The following is a 17,791-nucleotide window of genomic DNA, read 5'->3' as shown; positions in this document are numbered from 1 at the left end:
GGATGGCCAGTGCATCTGGGATGTTCGACGCCGAGCGCGTTGCGGTTGTCGGGGCGACGGATCGGGAGGGGTCGATCGGGGCGGCGATACTGCGGAATTTGCTCGCCGATTTCGACGGCGACGTGCTCCCAGTGAACCCGAACGTCGAACGGGTGTTCGGACGGCCGTGCCACGACGGGATCGAGGAAACTGACGCCGACCTCGCGATTGTCGTCGTTCCGGCAGAGGTGGTCCTCGAGGTCGTCGAAGACGCGGGAAAGGCGGGACTCGAAAACCTCGTGATCATCACCGCGGGCTTCGGCGAATCCGGAGACGACGGCACGACGCGCGAAGCGGAGTTGAAGGCCCTCGCCGAGAAGTACGATCTCGACATCGTCGGGCCGAACAGCCTCGGCATCATCTCGACGTCGTCCGGTCTTAACGCAACGTTCGCGCCGAGAAACGCGATTTCGGGTCGGATGTCGTTCATGAGCCAATCCGGCGCGCTCGTCACCGCGATCCTCGAGTGGGCCGGCGATCGGAACCTCGGGTTCAAAGATGTTGTCTCACTCGGGAACAAAGCGGTCCTCGACGAGGTCGATTTCGTAGAAACCTGGGGCGACGACCCGGACACGGACGTCGTGTTGGGCTATCTCGAAGGCATCGAGAGCGGAACCGAGTTCGTCGAGACCGCACGGGCGGTCACCCGCCAAACGCCCGTGGTTGTGCTCAAATCCGGACGAACCGAGGCCGGGGCGCGCGCGGCGTCCTCGCACACGGGGGCGATCGCCGGGAGCGAAGCGGCCTACAAGGCCGGGCTCGAGAAGGCGGGCGTACTCCGAGCGCAGTCGACCGAGGAACTGTTCGATTTCGGCACGATGCTCGCCGGCGGCCCGCCGCCGGAGACCGACGGTGTCGCGGTCGTCACGAACGCGGGCGGGCCGGGTGTGCTCGCGACGGATTCGGTCGGAGACTCAGAGTTAACGTTGACCGCGTTCGACGACGAGACCAAACGGCGGCTCCGGGGAGTGCTCCCGTCCACGGCGAGCGTCCACAACCCCGTCGACGTCCTCGGCGACGCGTCCGCCGATCGGTTCGGCGACGCCCTCGAAGTCGTCCTCTCGGATCCCGAAGTTGGATCAGCTATCGTCATCGCGTGTCCGTCTGCCGTGCTCTCGTTCGACCGACTCGCCGGGGCGATCGTCGAGTGCCGGGCGGAGACGAACGTGCCGTTCGCGGTCTGTCTGATGGGCGGATCGTCGATAGACGCCGCCGCAGAAACGCTCTCCTCGGCCGGCATACCGACGTACTTCGATCCGGCACGGGCCGTCCGGAGCCTCGACGCCCTTCGGTCGTATCGCTCGATACGTGATCGCGTCGACCACCCTCCAGCAACCTTCGACGTCGATCGGGAGGCGGCGCGGGCGATCCTCGAGCGGGTCGAATCCAAGCGGGACAACCGACTGGGCGTCGAGGCAATGGGGCTGCTGGACGCCTATGGGATCCCGACACCGGTGGGCGAGATCGTCGATTCGCCGGCCGAGGCAACGGCGGCCGCCGAGCGGATCGGCGGTGACGTCGTGATGAAGATCGTCTCGCCAGACATCCTCCACAAGACCGACATCGGTGGCGTCGAAGTGGGCGTCTCGCTCGACGAAGTGGCCGACACCTACGAGACACTCGTCTCGCGAGCGTACAACTATCAGCCCGATGCCCGACTGTTCGGCGTCCAGGTCCAGGAACTGGTCGATCTCGCCGACGGCGTCGAGACGATCGTCGGGATGAACCGCGATCCGCAGTTCGGCCCGCTCTTGTTGTTCGGTCTCGGCGGCGTTTTCGTCGAAATTTTCGACGATACGACCGTCAGGCTCGCCCCCGTCACCGAACGCGAGGCGAGAGACATGCTCAACGACGTCGACTCGGCCCCGCTCCTGCGGGGAGCCCGCGGCAGCCCGCCGGTCGACGAAGCGGGGATCGTCGAGACGATCCAGCGGCTCTCACAGCTCGTCACCGACTTCCCCGCCATCGTCGAACTGGACATCAATCCGCTCGTGGCGACGCCCGACGGCGTCGTCGCGGTCGATATCCGACTCACCGTCGACCCAGAGATCCTATGACCGTACTCGTCACATCACTCGAAGAGAGCACAGGAAAGACCGCTGTTGCGCTGGCGCTGGGCGCGGTCGCCCGCGAGCGCGGCGAGCGGGTCGGTTACATGAAACCCAAGGGAACGCGCCTCCAGTCGGCCGTGGGGAAGACGCTGGACGACGATCCGATGCTCGCGAGGGAAGTTCTCGACCTCGACGCCGAGATCCACGAGATGGAGCCTGTCGTCTACTCCCCCACGTTCGTCCAGGAGGCGATCCGCGGACGCGAAGATCCCGAGGCGCTCAGAGCGCAGGTTCGAACCCAGTTCGAGGCGCTGTCGGCCGACGTTGACCGCCTGATCGTCGAGGGTGGAGGATCGCTCACGACCGGCGGGATCGTCGATCTGACCGACGCCGATCTGGCGGATCTGTTCGAGGCGACCGTCGTCCTCGTCGCGAGCTTCGAGAACGCCGGGGACGTGGACGATGTGCTCGCCGCCGCGGACCTGCTCGGCGACCGACTCGGCGGCGTTCTGTTCAACGATGTCCCGGACGCGGCGTTCGACTCGCTCGCGAGCGACGTCGTGCCCTTCCTCGAAGGCCGCGGGATCCGCGTCTACGGGACGATCCCGAGAGACGAGAAGTTGGCCGGCGTCACCGTTTCGGAGTTGGCCTCGGAGATGGGGTCGGAGGTGCTGACCGCCGACACGCCGACCGACAGCCGGGTCCGTCGTTTCCTCGTCGGCGCGATGTCGGCCGAGAAAGCGCTGGGACAGTTCCGGCGGGTCCGCGATGCGGCATTGATAACTGGCGGCGATCGAAGCGACATTCAGACCGTTGCCCTCGAAGCGTCCGGCGTCGAGTGTCTGCTCTTGACCGGTGGGTTCCATCCGCCCGACGCCGTGTTGCGACGGGCCGAGGCGGCTGGCGTTCCGGTCCTGTTGGTCCAGACCGATACGGTCACGACACTCGACAGGGCGGAGACGGTCGCGACCGAACGGCGAACGAGGGACGGTGAGACGGTCAAGCGGATGCGGCAGTTGCTCGACGACTACGCCGATATCGACGCGATGTTGGTCGAGTGACGGCGACCGTCGGTCGAACGACCCGTATCAGGCCACCGCTTCGATCTTCTGAACGAGCGTCGCCTTGTCCTGCACGCCGACCATCCGCTCTTTGACCTCGCCGTCGCCGAACAGATACAGCGTCGGGACGCCCTGAACCTGATACTCGGCGGCCAGATCCTGATTGGCGTCGATGTCGATCTTCAGCGCCGCGGCGTCGGTCTCGGCCGCGATCTCCTCAACCGTCGGCGCGAGCATCTTACAGGGGCCACACCAGTCCGCGTGGAAGTCCACGAGCGCGACTCGGTTCTCACTCAGCAGTTCGTCGAGGTGTGCCGCATCCTGTACGTCGATCGGGGCGTCCGGCGATTCCAGTTTCGACGTCAGTTCCTCGCGTTTTTGTGCTCTGATCTTATCGATGTCGTCTGCGTCGCTCATACCTGTCGTACGTCGGTGATCGGATTAATTCCTTCGGGGGTGTGCGGACCGCACGCCGAGCCCCACCGACAACAGTTAAGGGGGAATCCACACAATCCTTCGATATGGACACCGACTCCGCATCGCAGGAGATCACGTCGCTCGTGGGCCGGGAAGTGTATTCGAACAACGGCATCTTCGTCGGCGAGGTCGAGGACATCCGGCTGGATCTGGAGCGCGAAGCCGTCACGGGGCTCGCCTTGGGGGATATCAACCGAGAGCTGTTCGACAGTCGCGTCTCGGGGCGAGAGGGCGTTATCGTTCCGTACCGATGGGTCCGTGCGGTGGGGGATATCGTGCTCGTCAACGACATCGTCGAACGGCTTCGAGAGCCCGAGAGCGAAGAGGCGGCGGTCTAACTACCACTCGATCCGTCGCTACTGTTTCCTCCCTCGACGCCCATCGCCTCGAAGAGTTTCGAGCGAACCGCCTGTTCGGTGAGTTGCAACAGCGTCTCTCGGTTATTGCCGGTAATCTCCAGTCCGGTGAAGATCCCGAGCGGGATTTCGACCGAGGCGTCCGTCGAATGACCGCGGACGTCACCAATCTCGTCGAAGGCGTCCTGCAACACGTTGCCGATATTGATCCGGATGTCCTTCGACCGCGCCGCGAGATAGATCGTGTCGTCGGCGATGGCGAACACCGCCGAAGTCGTGATTCCCTCGAGGTTCAACAGGTGTTGTGCGGCCTGTGAGAGCGCGTCCCGATCGCGGATGAATCCGGCGTTCGAGACGAGGTGTGACCCCTTGACCTCGCGGCTCCGGATCGCCTCGGCGAGGACGTCGAGCGTCTCGGGGCTCATCGACGGCGACTCGACCTGTTCGAGCGTGTCGTGGTTCGCGAAGGGGTACAGATACGCAGCCGCGGTCAGGTCGGCTGGGGTCGTGTCGCGCTTGAAGTCGAGCGTCTCCGCGCGAATACCGTACAACAGCGCCGTCGCGACCTCTTCTGGAAGACTGAGATCGAACTCCTGGACGTACTTCGTCAGGATGGTCGACGTCGAGGAGACGTTCGAGCGAACGTCGACGAACGACGCGCCGTAATCGACCTCGGGCTCGAAGTGGTCGATCAAGATGTCGACATCGCCGTCGACCACCGGCTCGGTCGCCTTCGCACAGTCGACGAGCGCGAGCGTGTCGTACTCGTCGAGGTCGGTGTCGGCGAGCGAGACGAGTTCGATACCGAGGAGATTGACAAACGCGCGGTTCTCCTGATGGCCGATCTCGCCCTCGTAGAGGATGTCCGCATCCACCCCCCGCGAGTCGGCGATCGCTTGCAAAGCGACGGCCGAAGCGATCGAATCAGGGCCAGGCGATCTGTGGGCGAGGATCGCGAGTGATTCCCCTCCATCGATGAGCTCCGCGAGCTGTGTTGCCTTGTACTCGAGTTCACCCTGCTCGAGCGCCCGGAGCGCCGAGTCGGCGATGACTGCTGAGGGGTTGATCACGACGTCCGCGCCCGCCTCCCTGAGTTCGTCGGCCGTGACGGGATCGGACGCGCGAACGATGAGGAATCGATTACCGTTCCGGCGTCTGAGGTTCTCGACCGCCGCGACGTTGGCGTCGACGTCGGGCGAGAGGATCAACACGACGTCGCGGTCGGCGACGGCCTCAGCGGCCGCCTCGTTCTTGATGTCGGCGTCCCTGGCGTCGAGATCCTGATCTCTGAGCGCCTCGACGCGACCCTCGTCCTGGTCGAGGATGAGCACGTCCTTGCCCTCCTCGACGAGTTCTTCCGCGACGGCGTGACCGACGCTGCCGCATCCAAGAATCGCATACGTCGACATCGACGCCATCGAGATGGCGGTACTCATGATACCGACGACGACGGGGTGCGGACACTTAATTCGACCGTCCGGTCCTCGGTATGCCACGGCGTCTCCATGGATGCGTGGAACGCAACCTATTTCAGGCAACCGCGGATACGTTCGGTCGCGGGGCCGATAGCTCAGCCAGGGAGAGCATCTGGCTCTTAACCAGACGGTCGGGGGTTCAAATCCCCCTCGGCCCGCTTTTGTGAGGAACAATTCGCCGAGCACCGCGAGCGGGGCGTCGCGACTCGCTTCCCTGCTTAGCCTCGATCGGAGGACCACTCGGTAGCGTCGGCGACGCCCTCTCGCGACCGCGACAGCGCGTCGGCGACGATCACGAGGACGTACAGCAGACAGAATCCGAAGAGGAACAGCAGGACGACGAGGTGTGGATCCGGGTAGACGATCTCTGCCGATACGTCGGCCGTGACGATCGGAGCGAACAGGCCCATCGCGAGGGGCCGAACAGTTGGTGTGGGGGCTCTCTCGGACATCGCTTATCGCGATCGGCGATCGGTTCCGAACCCACATGATCGCTGCTAGGAGCGGATTATAGCCCTCCCGAGCGGTCAATAGTGATATTCGGGATAGATCTCGATATCGAGCCACGTGTCGGGGCCGGTCATTAGGTGCATCTGATCGGTCACATCCTCCATCGCGTCGAGGACGCCGTCGAGCAGGACCGCGAGCTGTCGATACGCGACGGCGGTCGCGTCGTGTTCTCGATCGAACGCCGTTTCGAGAACCCGGGTTCGAACAGCGTCCGAGTCGCCCTCGAACGCGCGGATCGCGCTCACCCCCTGCGTGATCGAGGCGCTGTACTCCGGGCGACACAGCGTCCTGACGAACTCCTGGACGACGACTTCCAGTTCGGCCATCGCCGCCACAGCGAGTTCGGCCATCCTCGCGATCCCGTCGAGACAATCGTCCACTCGTTTTGGGGCGATGGCGGCGAGCTCCTCGGCAAACTGCTCGGAGACGTTCGCGATGGTATCGAGGTGGCCGTACAGCTCCAACATCCGATCCGCGTGGAGATGGACCCACGTCAGTCTGAGGCCGACCTCCTTGGCGTCCGCCGTCGTGACGAGCTTGCCGAGCGCCAGTTTGAGTTCGTCACAGTCGCTCTCGAGGCTCTGTATCCGGTCCACGGTCGACCCGTACCCCGCATCTGTACTGTATTCCTCGACGAGCGTTGGCAGCGCCGTAACACAGTTATCCAACCGATCGAGGTACCGGTCGGTCGTGGCTTCCAGGCGCTCGCCGAACGGGCGGGAGGTATCTACGGCCATCATCTGCGTCTTCGGGAGCGAACCAAAGGCCGTTGCTATGAGTCCCCCGTGACCCTCGATAGCGGCTCCGACGGGGACGTTCGGCTATATATATATCCGGTGGCCGACATCGGCCAATCAGACCGACGATCGACACCGTTGGGCTACCCGTCGAACGGATCGGTCGTGTACACCTCGTCGAGGTCGATGCTGGGTTCGCGACCCGCGTCGTCGCCGGAGCGCGGTCGCTCGTCGGGAGCTGTCCGTCGGGCGCGCTTCATCAACACACTCTGTGTTCCCCGCGACGGCTCGTCCGGCCGAGGGCGCCGTTGAACGTAGCTCCCGTCCGGTCGCATCGTCCATCTCGTTCGATTGTCGGCCAGCAGTATCGAGAGGATGGAATCGAGTTCCGTTCGAAGCTCCGGATCCTCCACCGGTGCAACGGCTTCGACTCGACGGTCGAGATTTCGCGTCATCCAGTCGGCCGACCCGATGAAGTACGCCGGATCGTCCTCGCCGAAGCGAAAGATCCTCGAATGTTCGAGGAACCGACCGACGACGCTGTGGACGCGGATCGAATCGCTGACCCCCGGAATCCCCGGCCGAAGCCGACAGATACCGCGCACGATGAGATCTATTTCGACCCCGGCAGACCCCGCCCCGTAGAGTCTCTCGACCACGTCGGGATCCTCGAGCGCGTTCATTTTGGCCACGATTCGACCGCCGTCGCCCGCCTCGGCGCGCTCCGTTTCGCGGTCGATCAGTTCGTACAGTCGCGTTCGGAGCGTTTCGGGAGCGACCAGTAGTTTCCGGTACCGACCGTGACGCGAGTGGCCGGTGAAGGAGTTGAACAGCTGGACGAGGTCCTGACCGACGTCCGGATCGACGGTGAACAGCCCCAGATCCACGTACCCCTTCGCGGTGCCTGAGTGGTAGTTACCGCTGGAGACGTGCGAGTAGATCCGGACGCTTTCTGCTTCCTCTCGGACGGCGAGGGCGACCTTGCTGTGCGTTTTGAGTTCGATCGACCCGTAGGCGACGTGGATCCCCTCCTCTTCGAGCCGTTTGACCCAGCGGAGGTTGTTCTCCTCGTCGAACCGGGCCTTGAGTTCGACCATGACCGCGACCTGCTTGCCGTTTTTCGCCGCGTCGATGAGACTCCGGATGACTTTCGAATCGGGAGCCGTCCGGTAGACCGCGACCTTGATCGCGAGCGTGTCCGGATCGTGGGCTGCCGCCTCGAGAAACGTCTGAACGGTCTCGCTGAACGAGTGATACGGGTGATGAACCAGACAGTCACGCTCCCGAAGCGACTTGAACACCTCGTCGGGCGAGTCGGGCGACAGTCCGGCGAACCGCGGGTGCTGTCTCGGCCGCCACGGTTCGAGCGTCAGTTCCGGGTACTCCAGATCGCACAGTTCGGCGAAATCGCCCAGCGCGAGCGGACCGGAGCGTCGGAACACCTCCGAATCGTCCACGTCGAGGTGTTCGACGAGGAGATCGAGCACCGGGTCGGGAGCGTGTTCCGTGACTTCGAGGCGGACGACGGTGGCGAAGCGGCGCTGTCTGAGTACGTCTTCGATCCGGTCGATGAGGCCCTCGGCGACATCTTCGTTTCGTCTGACCTCAGCGTTCCGCGTGACTCGAAACGTCGAGGAGTGACGGATCTCGATGTTCGGGAAGAGCAAGTCGAGATTCCCCTCGATGACGTCTTCGATGGGGACGACGCGATGACCGGGCGGGATCGACTCCAGTGGCGTTCCGGGGTCGGAAACCGAGATGAGCCGCGGTCGGTTCGCGGGGATCTTGATCCGCGAAAAACGCTCGTTTCCGTCCTCGCCACGCGAGAGTACCGCGAGCGACAACGAGAGGTTCGAGATGAACGGGAAGGGCTGGGCCGGATCGAACGTCAAGGGCGTCAGCGTCGGCAACACGGACGACTCGAAGTACGACCGCAGTCGCTCGGCGTCGGCGTCCGAGAGGTCGGCGTAATCTGCGATCTCGATCCCGGCGTCGGACAGCAACGGACGGACGTCGTTGGCGAAGCATTCCGACTGCGTCTCGAAAATCTCCCCTGCGGTGTCGAGCGCCGATTGCCACTGTTGTTGCGGGGTCCGTCCGTCGACGGTCGGCTCGGTGACGTTGGCGGCGAGTTGCTGTTTGAGGCCCCCGATCCGCTTCATGAAGAACTCGTCCATATTGCGGGTCAGGATGCTGAGAAACCGGAGCCGTTCGAGCGGTGGGTTCCTGTCGTCGAGCGCCTCGTGGAGGACGCGCCACTGGAAGCTCAGCTCGGACAGCTCGCGATTGAGATACCACCCCGGGGACTCGAGCGGAGTGTCGGAATCGGGGGGCGATTCGTCGATCGGTGGAGTTCTAGCGGCGACGCCGTTTTCGAACTTACGCTGGGCAATTTCCGCCGTCTCCGAGGGCACCCGTTCGGCGTCGGTCCCGTTGTGTTCGTCCTCCGCAGTATCGGGTCGGTCGGCGTCGACGCACGCAGGCTCAGCATCGGTATCGGCGTCAACGTCGGTTTCGGTATCGGCGTCAACGTCGGTTTCGGTATCGGCGTCAACGTCGGATTCCGTTCGGTCCATCTCACTCAGCGATGGTACATCTGGTGACGATCTTCGACTCGCTGCGCGACCGTCCGGGACGTCGGGCGGGGACGTCGCGGAACCGATCACGCCGCAGATCGTACGCGGTGAGCGACCCACCGTACACACAGCCGGTGTCGAGCCCGATCGCCGACTCGGTCTCGACGGGGGCGTCCAATACCGTGTGGCCGAAAAAGACCTGCGGTGACCGATCGTATCGTTCGTACCAGAACGGGGCGTCGTAGCCACCATCCGGGGCGAGCGACCGGGTGTTCTGCAGGTCGTCGACCGTGTGTTCGCGGAGGGGCCGCCGCGGATCGACGCCGCCGTGGACGATCAGGCCGCCGTCCCAGCTGATCGCGACCGGCAGCGATCGGAGCCACGTGAGGTCGTCATCGTCCAAACCGGGAACTGTCTTTTCGCCCCGGAGGACCTTCTCCTCGTTATTGCCGCGGACGCTGCGCATGTTGTCTGCGGCGCGGACCCGACGAACGACCCCGGCGCTGTCGGGACCCTTTCGAATCAGATCGCCGACGAACAGTACGAGATCGTCGTCGGTGATGTCGAGGACAGAGAGGAGTCGATCGAGCGCATCCGCACAACCGTGAACATCGCCGACGACGTAGACGTCGGCCCACCCCGAGAGATCGACGCGGAGGTGATCGGCTTTCACGTCCGGGTGGAATGAGGGTATCATACGTTCGAGTGCGTTCCGCGAGAACGTTTAAAACGAACTAAGAGGACTATATATCGGTACGGACCGAAGGGATTGGGACTGCGTTTCACCCCCACTCGGAGGGGATGACTATCCGTGGCAAAACGCCATCTCGCGCTCGACGCGCGTTTGGAGGGCACCGATGCGATTCAGCAGTTCCGCGACGATCGACATAACCGGATACTCGACATCCATGTCCTGATAAAAATACGCGGTCACGTCCGGAACGTTCGAGGGGAGCCGCTGGATGCGGCGCTGATCGAAGATCGAGCGCTGCCGCCTGTCGGATATCTCCCCACACCGATTTCGCATGACCTCGAGACGCGCACGGTAGGCATCGAGCGCACCAAACGTTTCCTCGGTGAATGACATGGCTTCAAGATCGTCGAGTTCCTCGGCCAGCGACACGATGTCATCTTGGGCCGCCCGAATCGAGTCACGCTCGCGATCCGTCACACCGAGCAGCAGCTTTCGGGCAGATTGGGAGGTCGAAATCGCCGACAGAACGGCCCGTTTACATCGGCCGTTGAATTCGGTTCCGTCGGTCAGTGCCGAGGCGATATCCGGCGAGAACTCCTCTGCAAGGCTTTCTGGATAGGTATCGTCGTACTCCTCGAGGTAGTGCGGAACGCTCATCAGCGTCGACTCGTATGCCGCTTGTACCTGCTGGAGTCCGGTCGTCGTGCCGACGGTCGCGGTCGTGACGCCGATCGCCGGTCGGGACCGCGCGGTGTGCTCCTCGGAGGGGATGGCTCGCACCCGGTCCTCGAATCCTCGGAGTGCTTCGAGTTCGTCTGCCGTCCGCCGATGCTCCCGTCGGAGTTCGGCCACCGCTTCGGCCAATCGGTCGTCAGGGTTTGTCGGGCTTGCACACGTGGCCATGTCGATCGAGTGGTCCGACGACCAGGACATAAGCGATTGTAATAGGAATATCTACTCGACAACGACGATATATAGACGTATATACCGCTCGCGCAGCGTCGAAGACAATCGTATTACGCTCGTGGCGGGATGCGCCATCGGATCGCAATCTATGGAGTTGTATATAGAACGCTAGAGACAAACGTATCGGTACACCCGATTCTACAGTGCTCATAGCATCTAATTTATATCGGTCATCGATAGTACTTCGCGATGGTCTACGACCAATCGGGATCGACCTACCGGCGATCGGACCGATCGCGAACGGAAAGACGAGCACGCTAACCGATGACCCGAAGCGAGTATCAACAACAGCTCTCCGCGCTTCGGCGAAACGTCGTCTCGATGAGCGACCTCGTCATCGACCGATACGACACGGCGCTGCGAGCGCTGGAGACGAAGAACGAATCGCTCGCCGGGGAGGTCATCGACGGGGACGGGGACGTCAACCATCAGTATCTCGATATCGAGGGTGACTGCATCGATCTGTTCGCGCTCCAGCAACCGGTCGCGGGTGATCTTCGATTCATCGCCGCGTCGTTCAAGATCGTCACCGACCTCGAACGGATCGGCGATCTCGCGACCAATCTCGCGGGATACGCGCTCGACGCCGAGCGTGAGCGATATCCCGAAATCGACCTCGCACACATCGGCCACGAAACCGGACGGATGGTGGCGGAGGCGATGGCGGCGTACGAACGCGACGATTCGGCGCTAGCACTCGAGGTGGCCGACCGAGACGACGAGATCGACCGTCTCTGCACTGAGGCGAGCGAGCTGGTCGTCGAGGACCTGCTCCGGACCGAGTATGGCGGCGAGAAAGCGGACGTGATGGACGACGTGTCCCGGCTGCTGTTGACCGTTCGCGACCTCGAACGGGTCGGCGACCACGCGGTGAACATCTGCGCACGAACGGTGTACATGACGGACCACGACACGGGATTGATCTACTGACGATGACAGTTCACAACACGGAGTCGATCGACTGACGATGACGGGAACGATCACGAACGGAAACGGGCCGATCGAGCGGAAGGTGCAGGTGACCGGTGGGTCGACGTACACGGTGTCGATCCCGAAAGCGTGGGCCAACGACCGCGAGATCGGTTCCGGATCGCCGCTCCACCTGTACCCGTTCGACGATCGTCTGGTCGTTGCCCGGCCGGACGCCGACGTGCCGATTCGGCGCGCATCGATCAACGTCGATGCCGTCGGCGGTGAGGCGCTGTCGGGGTGGATCGAAGCCGCCTACGCAGCGGGGGCCGACGAGGTCGTCATCGACTCCGAGACGGGGTTCGACTCGACAGAGCGCAGAATCGCGAGCGAGTCGATCACGCGACTCGTCGGGATCGAAATCTCGACGGAGAGCGATCACGAGATCGTCGCCCGGAGCCTCCTCGATCCGGCAGAGATCTCCTTGGACGCCACGGTGGACCAGCTTCGGCGGATCGCGCTATCGATGCACGAGAACGCGATCCGTGCGGTTCTCGGGGGCAACGACGAGAGCGAGGAGCTAGCTCGACACGTCGTCTCTCGCGATAACGACGCGGACCGCCTCTTCGCGCTCGTCAGTCGGCAGTTCTATCGGGCGCTGACGGACGTGCGTGAGATCGATAAACTCCAAACGGGGCGAAAAGTCGCATTCACGCGGTTTCGAACCGCGAGACAGCTCGAACGGATCGGTGACCACGCCGAGCGAATCGCCGACATTGCGATCCGACAGGGCGAGCCGCCGAACGCCGATCTCGAAGCGCAGTTCGAGTCGATCGCCACGGACGCACGACACGTGGTTCGGACGGCGATCGACGGCGAGACGGAGACGGCGCTTCACCGACTCGACGGCGTCGTCGAGCGGGTCGAAACGCTCGATCGGGACCTCTACGAGGCCAAGGGAGACGACAACTATCTACACGGGCAAGTTCTCGAAAGTATCCGACGGACGGCGGAATACGGCGGCAACATCGCCGAAGTGGTCACGCTCGCGGAGATCGTCTAAGAATAGCGTTCGGCTTCGCCCGCCCAATACAGTCGGACGCCGCCGAAAGAGCGAGTGGCGGAAGCCGTCTACAGCAGATCCTGCGCTTCGAGTTGCTCCACGACGTCATCGACGAATGCGTCGACGGAGTCGTAGGGGAAGTCGCCGCCGAGTTTCGTGTTGAGTTCCATCGCGGTCATCGAGAAGTCGCCGGATTCGAACTTCGTCCCCGGCCCCTGCGGGAGCGCGGGAACGAGATCCATCGGACTATTGATCGGGTAGTCGGCACCCTCGAACGCCTCGATCATCTGCTGGCGAAGGTCGTCTTTGTCTACCATAAGTCGTCTCGAATGTGCGGCAGGTGGTAGTAAAAATCATTCGACGGCGACACCGAGACGTTCGGCGAATACGGGCTCAAATCGTGGTTCGGAGGGCTATATGGCCAACGTGGCCCGGATCATATCTCGCGTTCCGGGGCCGAGTCCGACCGCGAGAATGGCGATAAGGAGGAGATACGCGTATCGGGGGCTGTCATCGAAGATCTCGTCGTTGAACACCCAGACGACGAAGATGGCGGCGGCGACCTTGATCAAAAGGAACGGCCACGCGGTGCCGATCGCCTCCGAGAGCCACGCCGGTTGCAGGCCCTCCGTGATCCGGACCGTCGCCTCGTTGACGACGTGTTTCGAGCTGTATGTCACGCTGACCCCCAGCGCGTCGGTCCAATCGAGGCTCAACACGTTCGCGATCCCGTCGACGCTGTGTCCCCAGACGATCAGCGCGCCGATGTAGCCCGTTCCCTCGTTTATCACCGGCGCGTATCGCTCGCTCGCCCACCAGAAGACCGCAGCGATGAGCGTCGCGCCGCCGAGCGTGATGATCGTGACGGCCGGGACGAAGTCGACGATGTCTGACGTCGCCGAGATGTACAGAAGCCAGCCGATCGTCGCCGAAAGGGAGACGGCGCCGATGGCCGCGAGAGACGGTTCGTACTCGTCGAGGACGCCGCGCCGCGACAGGAGGAACACGAACACGAGCGCGGCGAGCGTGAACGCGAACATCACGAAGTAGATGAACGGGCTGATGATCAGCGCGACCGGCGGGTACGGGAGCAACATCCCAGCGTCGGCGCGGAGGAAGGCGACGTTCGTGTCCTCGACGACCCGAAGCGCACCGCCAAGGAGCATGTACGGCAGTAGCGCGACGTAGAACTGCGGCGTCAGTCGGACGTTCAACCGCCGGAGCAACAGCAACACACCGACGAGCATGAACACCAGAACGATGGCGTAGCTGGCGGTCGAGACGGTCGTGTAACCGGGGACGGCGGAGACCCCGTCAGCGGCCGAACAGGCCGTCTGCGAGTAGAGCCGTTCTGTCGCGCCGCCGGCTCTGACGGCGCACGTCGCGCCGTGTGCGTCGGCGTCGACGGGGCCCCAAAAATACCGCCACAGGAATCCGTCGTAGACGCGACGGGGGAAGGCGACCGCGGCGGTAGCGACGACGACGAGTCCGCCGAGAAACGCCGCGAGCCACGCGCGAGCCGGATCGATTCCATCGGGTAACTCCATACGGAAGTTCCCGGCCCAGCGCGGTTTCACGTTTCCGGTCGACGGCGCCCGGGATACACTATCGTGCGACCGTCTCGGCTTGGGAAACGGCGTCGAGGACGACGTCGTGTGCCGCCCCGTTCGAGGCGACGAGTCCTCGGCTGTCGTGTCGCCACGGCTCGCCGTGCACGTCGGTTACGGTACCACCCGCCGCCTCGATCAGACCGACCCCGGTGACCGTATCCCACGGATGCCCACGAACGTTCGTCACGACGGCGTCGACGGCACCGCTTGCACACAGCGCGAGTTCGGTCTGTGCGGAGCCGAACCGCCGCATGTCCCCGAAGCACTCGACGATCCCGCGGCAGGTGGCCGCGTACTCCTCGCGCCGGTCGAACTCCCACCAGAGCGTCGGGACGACGACGAACGCCTCCGGATCGGTTCGATCGCTGACCGAGATCCGTTCTCCGTTGCGGAACGCCGTTCCCGAATCGAGCACGAACGTGTCGCCAAGCGAGGGACAGACGGTCGCCCCGGCGACCGGTTCGCCGTCGACCGTGGCCGCGACGCTCGTCGTCCACACCTGGATCCCGCGGACGAAGTTCGTCGTCCCGTCGATTGGGTCGATGATCCACCCCGGCCCGTCGTCCGGGACCGTGTTCGGCGTCTCGTCCTCCTCGCCGACGATCGGCTCGCCGGGGAACGCCTCGCGAAGCGCCTCCGTAACGCGCGTCTGGGCGTCCCGATCGGCCTGCGTCACGACGTCCGTCTTCTGTGATTTCGTTTCGACGACGAGCTCTCCCCTGAACGATTCGGCCGCGAGTTCCGCCCCGGCCTCGGCCGCCCGGAGCGCGGTATCGGCGCGCGTACCCGTGTCCATACTCGATTGGGCGCCCCCGGTGTCAAAGCGCCACCGATTTGTCCGTTCCGCGTGTCCGAACGGACATGCACACGCTCGCAAAGCGTATCCACAACATCACGCCCCGAGACGTGCGGCTCACGTTCGACGATGGGTCCACGGTCGTCCTCGAGATGCGATCCGCGGAGTTCTTTCAGGAGGCCTTCCAAGCGGAGGGAACTGACGGCGATGGCACGACGTACCGCCTCGTGACCGACGGCGAGGACGACCCGCTCGTCGCGGGGAAAGAGACTGACGACGGGTGGCAAACCGCCGGCATAGTTGCTGACGTCGATCGAGCCGAGAACTGACGTCCGGGACGACCGTTTATATACCATGACGGGGCCATCCCGTCTCGATGCGATACATGCTCGTCGGCGTGCTCCTCGCCGTCCTCGTACTGCTCGTCGTGGTGACGGTCGCGGACTCGAATTCCGGTCGAACCGCCGTCGTGGACCGACTCGGTAGCGACTACGCCGTGTTACTCCTCGCGGAATCCGGGGAGACGACCGATCAACGCGTCGTCGATCCGAACGTACTCCCCGAAGCCGGTCGTCACGAAGGGGCCGTCCTGTACCTCGACGACGACGGCTATCGATACAGCGAGTCGGCGACGATACGGCGAGAGTGTAGACACTCACGTCGGTTCGACGCGCTCGCCGAGCGGTTGTCGTAGCCGCTAGCGGTGGAGCGGTTCCCAGCGCATAGCGGCGGCTCTCGAACGATGGAGAGTTGTTGCGAGGGAAAGCCGCTCCGAGAGCGGTCTTCCCGCATCACGGGGGTGGACCCCGACGATGCGCTTCACGGCTCACTCGAGTTCGCCGTTTCGCATCCGAGGCGCTCTCTTCGTTCGCGCCTCGCCATGCGAGGGGAGGGATTTGAACCCACGGACCTCTACAGGAGCGGATCTTGAGTCCGCCGCCGTTTCCGGGCTTGGCTACCCTCGCACGCAGTTCGGCATAACACCCTCATGGGATTTAAGCCACCGGTTTCGGTCCGGGGGAGGACGATTCGCAGGAGATGGGCGTCTCGTTCGGAGAACAGGGCGAATCGCCGGCTCTCACGCCGACACATCCAAACGGGGCCTACCTCTGCAAACGCACAATGGGTACCGAACAGCCGGCTGGCCGACGTGATGAGCGTCGACGGGATACGAACGCAACGCGAACGGATGAACGGGCTTCGGGGCATCGCCAAAGACCTGTAGCGGAACCGGTCGGTTCGGTCGCCCGGTCTATTCTAGCTCGGCGGCGTATTCGTAATCGATCTCGCGCGCCGTCGGTCGCGTCCCGTCGAGCGTGATCGCCCAGCCGTCGACGACCGTCGGATCGCGGAGCGCGTTCGTGAGCGTCGTTCGGACGTCCGGGAGATCGACACCGTAGAAATCACGCGGGACGCCGTGGAGGTACTGCAACGCGGTCTCGAACAGCGACCGCATCCCGTCGTCGTTCTCGAATTCCACGTGCTTGTACGCCCCGGCAGCGACCTGCACCATCCCGTGGAGGAAGGCGCTCTCAGTCGTCCCGCGGCCATAGTTGTACCACTCTGCCTCGAAGCAGTCGTGCGATTCGTGATATGCGCTCGAGTTGAACAGCCGGACGCCGTGGATCGTCGCCCGGCGGAGGGTGCCGTGCTCCCACCCGTTCGACGGGCCGCGGTCGGCGTCCCACCCGGCCGGGGTACCGGAGATCGGTGGCCCGACGGACTCGTCGCGGGTGTGATCGTCCATAGTTCCGATACTGCCCCCCCGAACCTAACGCCGTCGGCGCGCTTCGGTTCGGCGGCTAAAAAGCAGGGCAACGGCCGCGGGCAGCGGGTCGACAATCCTTTTGAACGCGACACGAAAGTGGATCGTATGCGGGAACTGGACGAAACCGACCGCGAACTGCTCCGACTTCTGCTCGACGACGGCCGCGCGTCCTACAAGCAGCTCGCGGAGACAGTCGATCTCTCGCCGCCGGCGGTGAGCGATCGCGTCGACAGGCTTCGAGAGTTGGGCGTCATCGAGCGGTTCACCGTGAACGTCGACCGATCGCGACTTCGTGAGGGCGTTCGCGTCGCGATAACGCTGGTCGTCACGCCGGGAGAGTCGACGGCCGTGAGGGAGGCGCTCACCGACGTTACTGGTGTCGAACACGTGTTCGTGACCGCCGAGGGGCGGCTGTTGGTGGTCGGTACGTTCCCGGACGCGGACATCGAATCCCCGCTGCAACCCGCGTTCGAGACGAAAGCTATCGAGTCCGTCGACGTCACGCCGCTCGTCGCGTCCGACTGGCATCCCGCCCTGGGGGAGGCGACGCTCGGGCTCGAGTGCGTCGAGTGCGGCAACAGCGTCACCGCCGAGGGCGTCAGCGCCGTCATCGACGGTGAGCGGTACGAGTTCTGCTGTGGGTCCTGTCGGGCGCGCTTCGAGGAGCGGTACGAAGAACTCAGCGAGGGTGCGTAAGGTCGGC

At 64.0% G+C, this 17,791-nt stretch carries 19 protein-coding genes and 2 tRNA genes; 9 read left to right on the top strand and 12 right to left on the bottom strand.

Going from position 1 to position 17,791, the window contains the following annotated elements; all coding sequences use genetic code 11:
- Positions 1 to 2: 2 nt before the first annotated feature.
- Together DM868_RS00750 and DM868_RS00745 are read left to right on the top strand one after the other, a co-directional pair.
- Positions 3 to 2,096 (top strand): acetate--CoA ligase family protein, encoded by a 2,094-nt coding sequence (locus DM868_RS00750; protein ID WP_137274954.1) that lies wholly within the window; start codon positions 3 to 5, stop codon positions 2,094 to 2,096.
- A complete protein-coding gene (locus tag DM868_RS00745; RefSeq protein ID WP_137274953.1) occupies positions 2,093 to 3,151 on the top strand; it encodes a phosphotransacetylase family protein in 1,059 nt (352 codons plus the stop codon). The genes DM868_RS00750 and DM868_RS00745 overlap by 4 nt, the downstream gene beginning before the upstream one ends.
- A gap of 27 nt (positions 3,152 to 3,178) precedes the next feature.
- On the opposite strand, the gene trxA is transcribed toward DM868_RS00745, so the two are convergent.
- Positions 3,179 to 3,568 (bottom strand): thioredoxin, encoded by a 390-nt coding sequence (gene trxA, locus DM868_RS00740; RefSeq protein WP_137274952.1) that lies wholly within the window; start codon positions 3,566 to 3,568, stop codon positions 3,179 to 3,181.
- A 104-nt stretch (positions 3,569 to 3,672) separates the two neighbouring features.
- Here trxA and DM868_RS00735 point away from each other — a divergent pair, with 104 nt between their 5' ends.
- On the top strand, positions 3,673 to 3,966 hold the full coding sequence (locus tag DM868_RS00735; RefSeq protein WP_137274951.1) for a PRC-barrel domain-containing protein: 294 nt from the start codon (positions 3,673 to 3,675) through the stop codon (positions 3,964 to 3,966).
- Here DM868_RS00735 and DM868_RS00730 read toward each other — a convergent pair.
- On the bottom strand, positions 3,963 to 5,420 hold the full coding sequence (locus DM868_RS00730; protein WP_137274950.1) for a DHH family phosphoesterase: 1,458 nt from the start codon (positions 5,418 to 5,420) through the stop codon (positions 3,963 to 3,965). The genes DM868_RS00735 and DM868_RS00730 overlap by 4 nt on opposite strands.
- A 123-nt stretch (positions 5,421 to 5,543) precedes the next feature.
- Here DM868_RS00730 and DM868_RS00725 point away from each other — a divergent pair.
- Positions 5,544 to 5,617 (top strand) — tRNA-Lys (locus DM868_RS00725).
- A gap of 60 nt (positions 5,618 to 5,677) precedes the next feature.
- On the opposite strand, the gene DM868_RS00720 is transcribed toward DM868_RS00725, so the two are convergent.
- From DM868_RS00720 to DM868_RS00700, 5 genes are all read right to left on the bottom strand, one after another.
- Positions 5,678 to 5,869 carry a hypothetical protein gene (locus DM868_RS00720; RefSeq protein ID WP_137274949.1) on the bottom strand — a complete coding sequence of 64 codons (192 nt, stop codon included), beginning with the start codon at positions 5,867 to 5,869 and terminating at the stop codon, positions 5,678 to 5,680.
- Between the two features lie 117 nt (positions 5,870 to 5,986).
- Complete coding sequence (locus tag DM868_RS00715) at positions 5,987 to 6,706, bottom strand: DUF47 domain-containing protein (protein ID WP_170964400.1); 720 nt, start codon at positions 6,704 to 6,706, stop codon at positions 5,987 to 5,989.
- A 143-nt stretch (positions 6,707 to 6,849) separates the two neighbouring features.
- Complete coding sequence (gene ppk1 / locus DM868_RS00710; protein WP_137274947.1) at positions 6,850 to 9,282, bottom strand: polyphosphate kinase 1; 2,433 nt, start codon at positions 9,280 to 9,282, stop codon at positions 6,850 to 6,852.
- A 1-nt stretch (position 9,283) separates the two neighbouring features.
- On the bottom strand, positions 9,284 to 9,979 hold the full coding sequence (locus tag DM868_RS00705; protein ID WP_137274946.1) for a metallophosphoesterase family protein: 696 nt from the start codon (positions 9,977 to 9,979) through the stop codon (positions 9,284 to 9,286).
- A gap of 108 nt (positions 9,980 to 10,087) precedes the next feature.
- Positions 10,088 to 10,879: a DUF7260 family protein gene (locus tag DM868_RS00700; RefSeq protein WP_137274945.1), complete on the bottom strand. Its 792-nt coding sequence runs from the start codon at positions 10,877 to 10,879 to the stop codon at positions 10,088 to 10,090.
- Between the two features lie 327 nt (positions 10,880 to 11,206).
- Between DM868_RS00700 and phoU the strand changes: the two genes are divergently transcribed.
- Complete coding sequence (gene phoU, locus DM868_RS00695) at positions 11,207 to 11,872, top strand: phosphate signaling complex protein PhoU (RefSeq protein ID WP_137274944.1); 666 nt, start codon at positions 11,207 to 11,209, stop codon at positions 11,870 to 11,872.
- 37 nt (positions 11,873 to 11,909) lie between these two features.
- A complete protein-coding gene (locus tag DM868_RS00690; RefSeq protein ID WP_137274943.1) occupies positions 11,910 to 12,914 on the top strand; it encodes a phosphate signaling complex PhoU family protein in 1,005 nt (334 codons plus the stop codon).
- 68 nt (positions 12,915 to 12,982) lie between these two features.
- On the opposite strand, the gene DM868_RS00685 is transcribed toward DM868_RS00690, so the two are convergent.
- The 3 genes from DM868_RS00685 to DM868_RS00675 all read right to left on the bottom strand — a co-directional run bounded on the left by DM868_RS00685 (position 12,983) and on the right by DM868_RS00675 (position 15,320).
- Positions 12,983 to 13,231 (bottom strand): MTH865 family protein, encoded by a 249-nt coding sequence (locus tag DM868_RS00685; RefSeq protein WP_137274942.1) that lies wholly within the window; start codon positions 13,229 to 13,231, stop codon positions 12,983 to 12,985.
- Positions 13,232 to 13,327: 96 nt separating this feature from the next.
- On the bottom strand, positions 13,328 to 14,461 hold the full coding sequence (locus tag DM868_RS00680; RefSeq protein ID WP_137274941.1) for a DUF63 family protein: 1,134 nt from the start codon (positions 14,459 to 14,461) through the stop codon (positions 13,328 to 13,330).
- Positions 14,462 to 14,519: 58 nt separating this feature from the next.
- Complete coding sequence (locus DM868_RS00675) at positions 14,520 to 15,320, bottom strand: inositol monophosphatase family protein (protein ID WP_137274940.1); 801 nt, start codon at positions 15,318 to 15,320, stop codon at positions 14,520 to 14,522.
- A gap of 65 nt (positions 15,321 to 15,385) precedes the next feature.
- Here DM868_RS00675 and DM868_RS00670 point away from each other — a divergent pair, with 65 nt between their 5' ends.
- Together DM868_RS00670 and DM868_RS00665 are read left to right on the top strand one after the other, a co-directional pair.
- The gene (locus tag DM868_RS00670; protein ID WP_137274939.1) at positions 15,386 to 15,649 is read left to right on the top strand and encodes a hypothetical protein; all 264 of its coding nucleotides are present in this window, start codon (positions 15,386 to 15,388) and stop codon (positions 15,647 to 15,649) included.
- 47 nt (positions 15,650 to 15,696) lie between these two features.
- The gene (locus tag DM868_RS00665) at positions 15,697 to 16,014 is read left to right on the top strand and encodes a DUF3006 domain-containing protein (RefSeq protein ID WP_246048992.1); all 318 of its coding nucleotides are present in this window, start codon (positions 15,697 to 15,699) and stop codon (positions 16,012 to 16,014) included.
- Between the two features lie 187 nt (positions 16,015 to 16,201).
- Here DM868_RS00665 and DM868_RS00660 read toward each other — a convergent pair.
- A tRNA-Leu gene (locus DM868_RS00660) sits at positions 16,202 to 16,285 on the bottom strand.
- Positions 16,286 to 16,572: 287 nt separating this feature from the next.
- Positions 16,573 to 17,067 (bottom strand): DUF309 domain-containing protein, encoded by a 495-nt coding sequence (locus tag DM868_RS00655; protein ID WP_137274938.1) that lies wholly within the window; start codon positions 17,065 to 17,067, stop codon positions 16,573 to 16,575.
- A 126-nt stretch (positions 17,068 to 17,193) separates the two neighbouring features.
- On the opposite strand from DM868_RS00655, the gene DM868_RS00650 reads away from it, so the two are divergent.
- On the top strand, positions 17,194 to 17,784 hold the full coding sequence (locus DM868_RS00650) for a winged helix-turn-helix transcriptional regulator (RefSeq protein WP_137274937.1): 591 nt from the start codon (positions 17,194 to 17,196) through the stop codon (positions 17,782 to 17,784).
- Positions 17,785 to 17,791: the final 7 nt, after the last annotated feature.

Origin of the sequence: Natronomonas salsuginis (assembly GCF_005239135.1) — an archaeon.
Lineage (GTDB): Archaea > Halobacteriota > Halobacteria > Halobacteriales > Haloarculaceae > Natronomonas > Natronomonas salsuginis.
Note: the sequence above shows the minus strand (reverse complement) of the source record. Positions and strands in the feature narration are given on the sequence as shown.

Coding starts and splice junctions, on each gene's coding strand:
- DM868_RS00655 (WP_137274938.1), bottom strand. CDS start 17,067: ATGGACGATCACACCCGCGACGAGTCCGTCGGGCCACCGATCTCCGGT.
- phoU (WP_137274944.1), top strand. CDS start 11,207: ATGACCCGAAGCGAGTATCAACAACAGCTCTCCGCGCTTCGGCGAAAC.
- DM868_RS00735 (WP_137274951.1), top strand. CDS start 3,673: ATGGACACCGACTCCGCATCGCAGGAGATCACGTCGCTCGTGGGCCGG.
- DM868_RS00675 (WP_137274940.1), bottom strand. CDS start 15,320: ATGGACACGGGTACGCGCGCCGATACCGCGCTCCGGGCGGCCGAGGCC.
- DM868_RS00650 (WP_137274937.1), top strand. CDS start 17,194: ATGCGGGAACTGGACGAAACCGACCGCGAACTGCTCCGACTTCTGCTC.
- DM868_RS00665 (WP_246048992.1), top strand. CDS start 15,697: ATGCGATACATGCTCGTCGGCGTGCTCCTCGCCGTCCTCGTACTGCTC.
- DM868_RS00745 (WP_137274953.1), top strand. CDS start 2,093: ATGACCGTACTCGTCACATCACTCGAAGAGAGCACAGGAAAGACCGCT.
- DM868_RS00715 (WP_170964400.1), bottom strand. CDS start 6,706: ATGGCCGTAGATACCTCCCGCCCGTTCGGCGAGCGCCTGGAAGCCACG.
- DM868_RS00685 (WP_137274942.1), bottom strand. CDS start 13,231: ATGGTAGACAAAGACGACCTTCGCCAGCAGATGATCGAGGCGTTCGAG.
- DM868_RS00750 (WP_137274954.1), top strand. CDS start 3: ATGGCCAGTGCATCTGGGATGTTCGACGCCGAGCGCGTTGCGGTTGTC.
- trxA (WP_137274952.1), bottom strand. CDS start 3,568: ATGAGCGACGCAGACGACATCGATAAGATCAGAGCACAAAAACGCGAG.
- DM868_RS00705 (WP_137274946.1), bottom strand. CDS start 9,979: ATGATACCCTCATTCCACCCGGACGTGAAAGCCGATCACCTCCGCGTC.
- DM868_RS00690 (WP_137274943.1), top strand. CDS start 11,910: ATGACGGGAACGATCACGAACGGAAACGGGCCGATCGAGCGGAAGGTG.
- DM868_RS00730 (WP_137274950.1), bottom strand. CDS start 5,420: ATGAGTACCGCCATCTCGATGGCGTCGATGTCGACGTATGCGATTCTT.
- DM868_RS00670 (WP_137274939.1), top strand. CDS start 15,386: ATGCACACGCTCGCAAAGCGTATCCACAACATCACGCCCCGAGACGTG.
- DM868_RS00700 (WP_137274945.1), bottom strand. CDS start 10,879: ATGGCCACGTGTGCAAGCCCGACAAACCCTGACGACCGATTGGCCGAA.
- DM868_RS00720 (WP_137274949.1), bottom strand. CDS start 5,869: ATGGGCCTGTTCGCTCCGATCGTCACGGCCGACGTATCGGCAGAGATC.
- ppk1 (WP_137274947.1), bottom strand. CDS start 9,282: ATGGACCGAACGGAATCCGACGTTGACGCCGATACCGAAACCGACGTT.
- DM868_RS00680 (WP_137274941.1), bottom strand. CDS start 14,461: ATGGAGTTACCCGATGGAATCGATCCGGCTCGCGCGTGGCTCGCGGCG.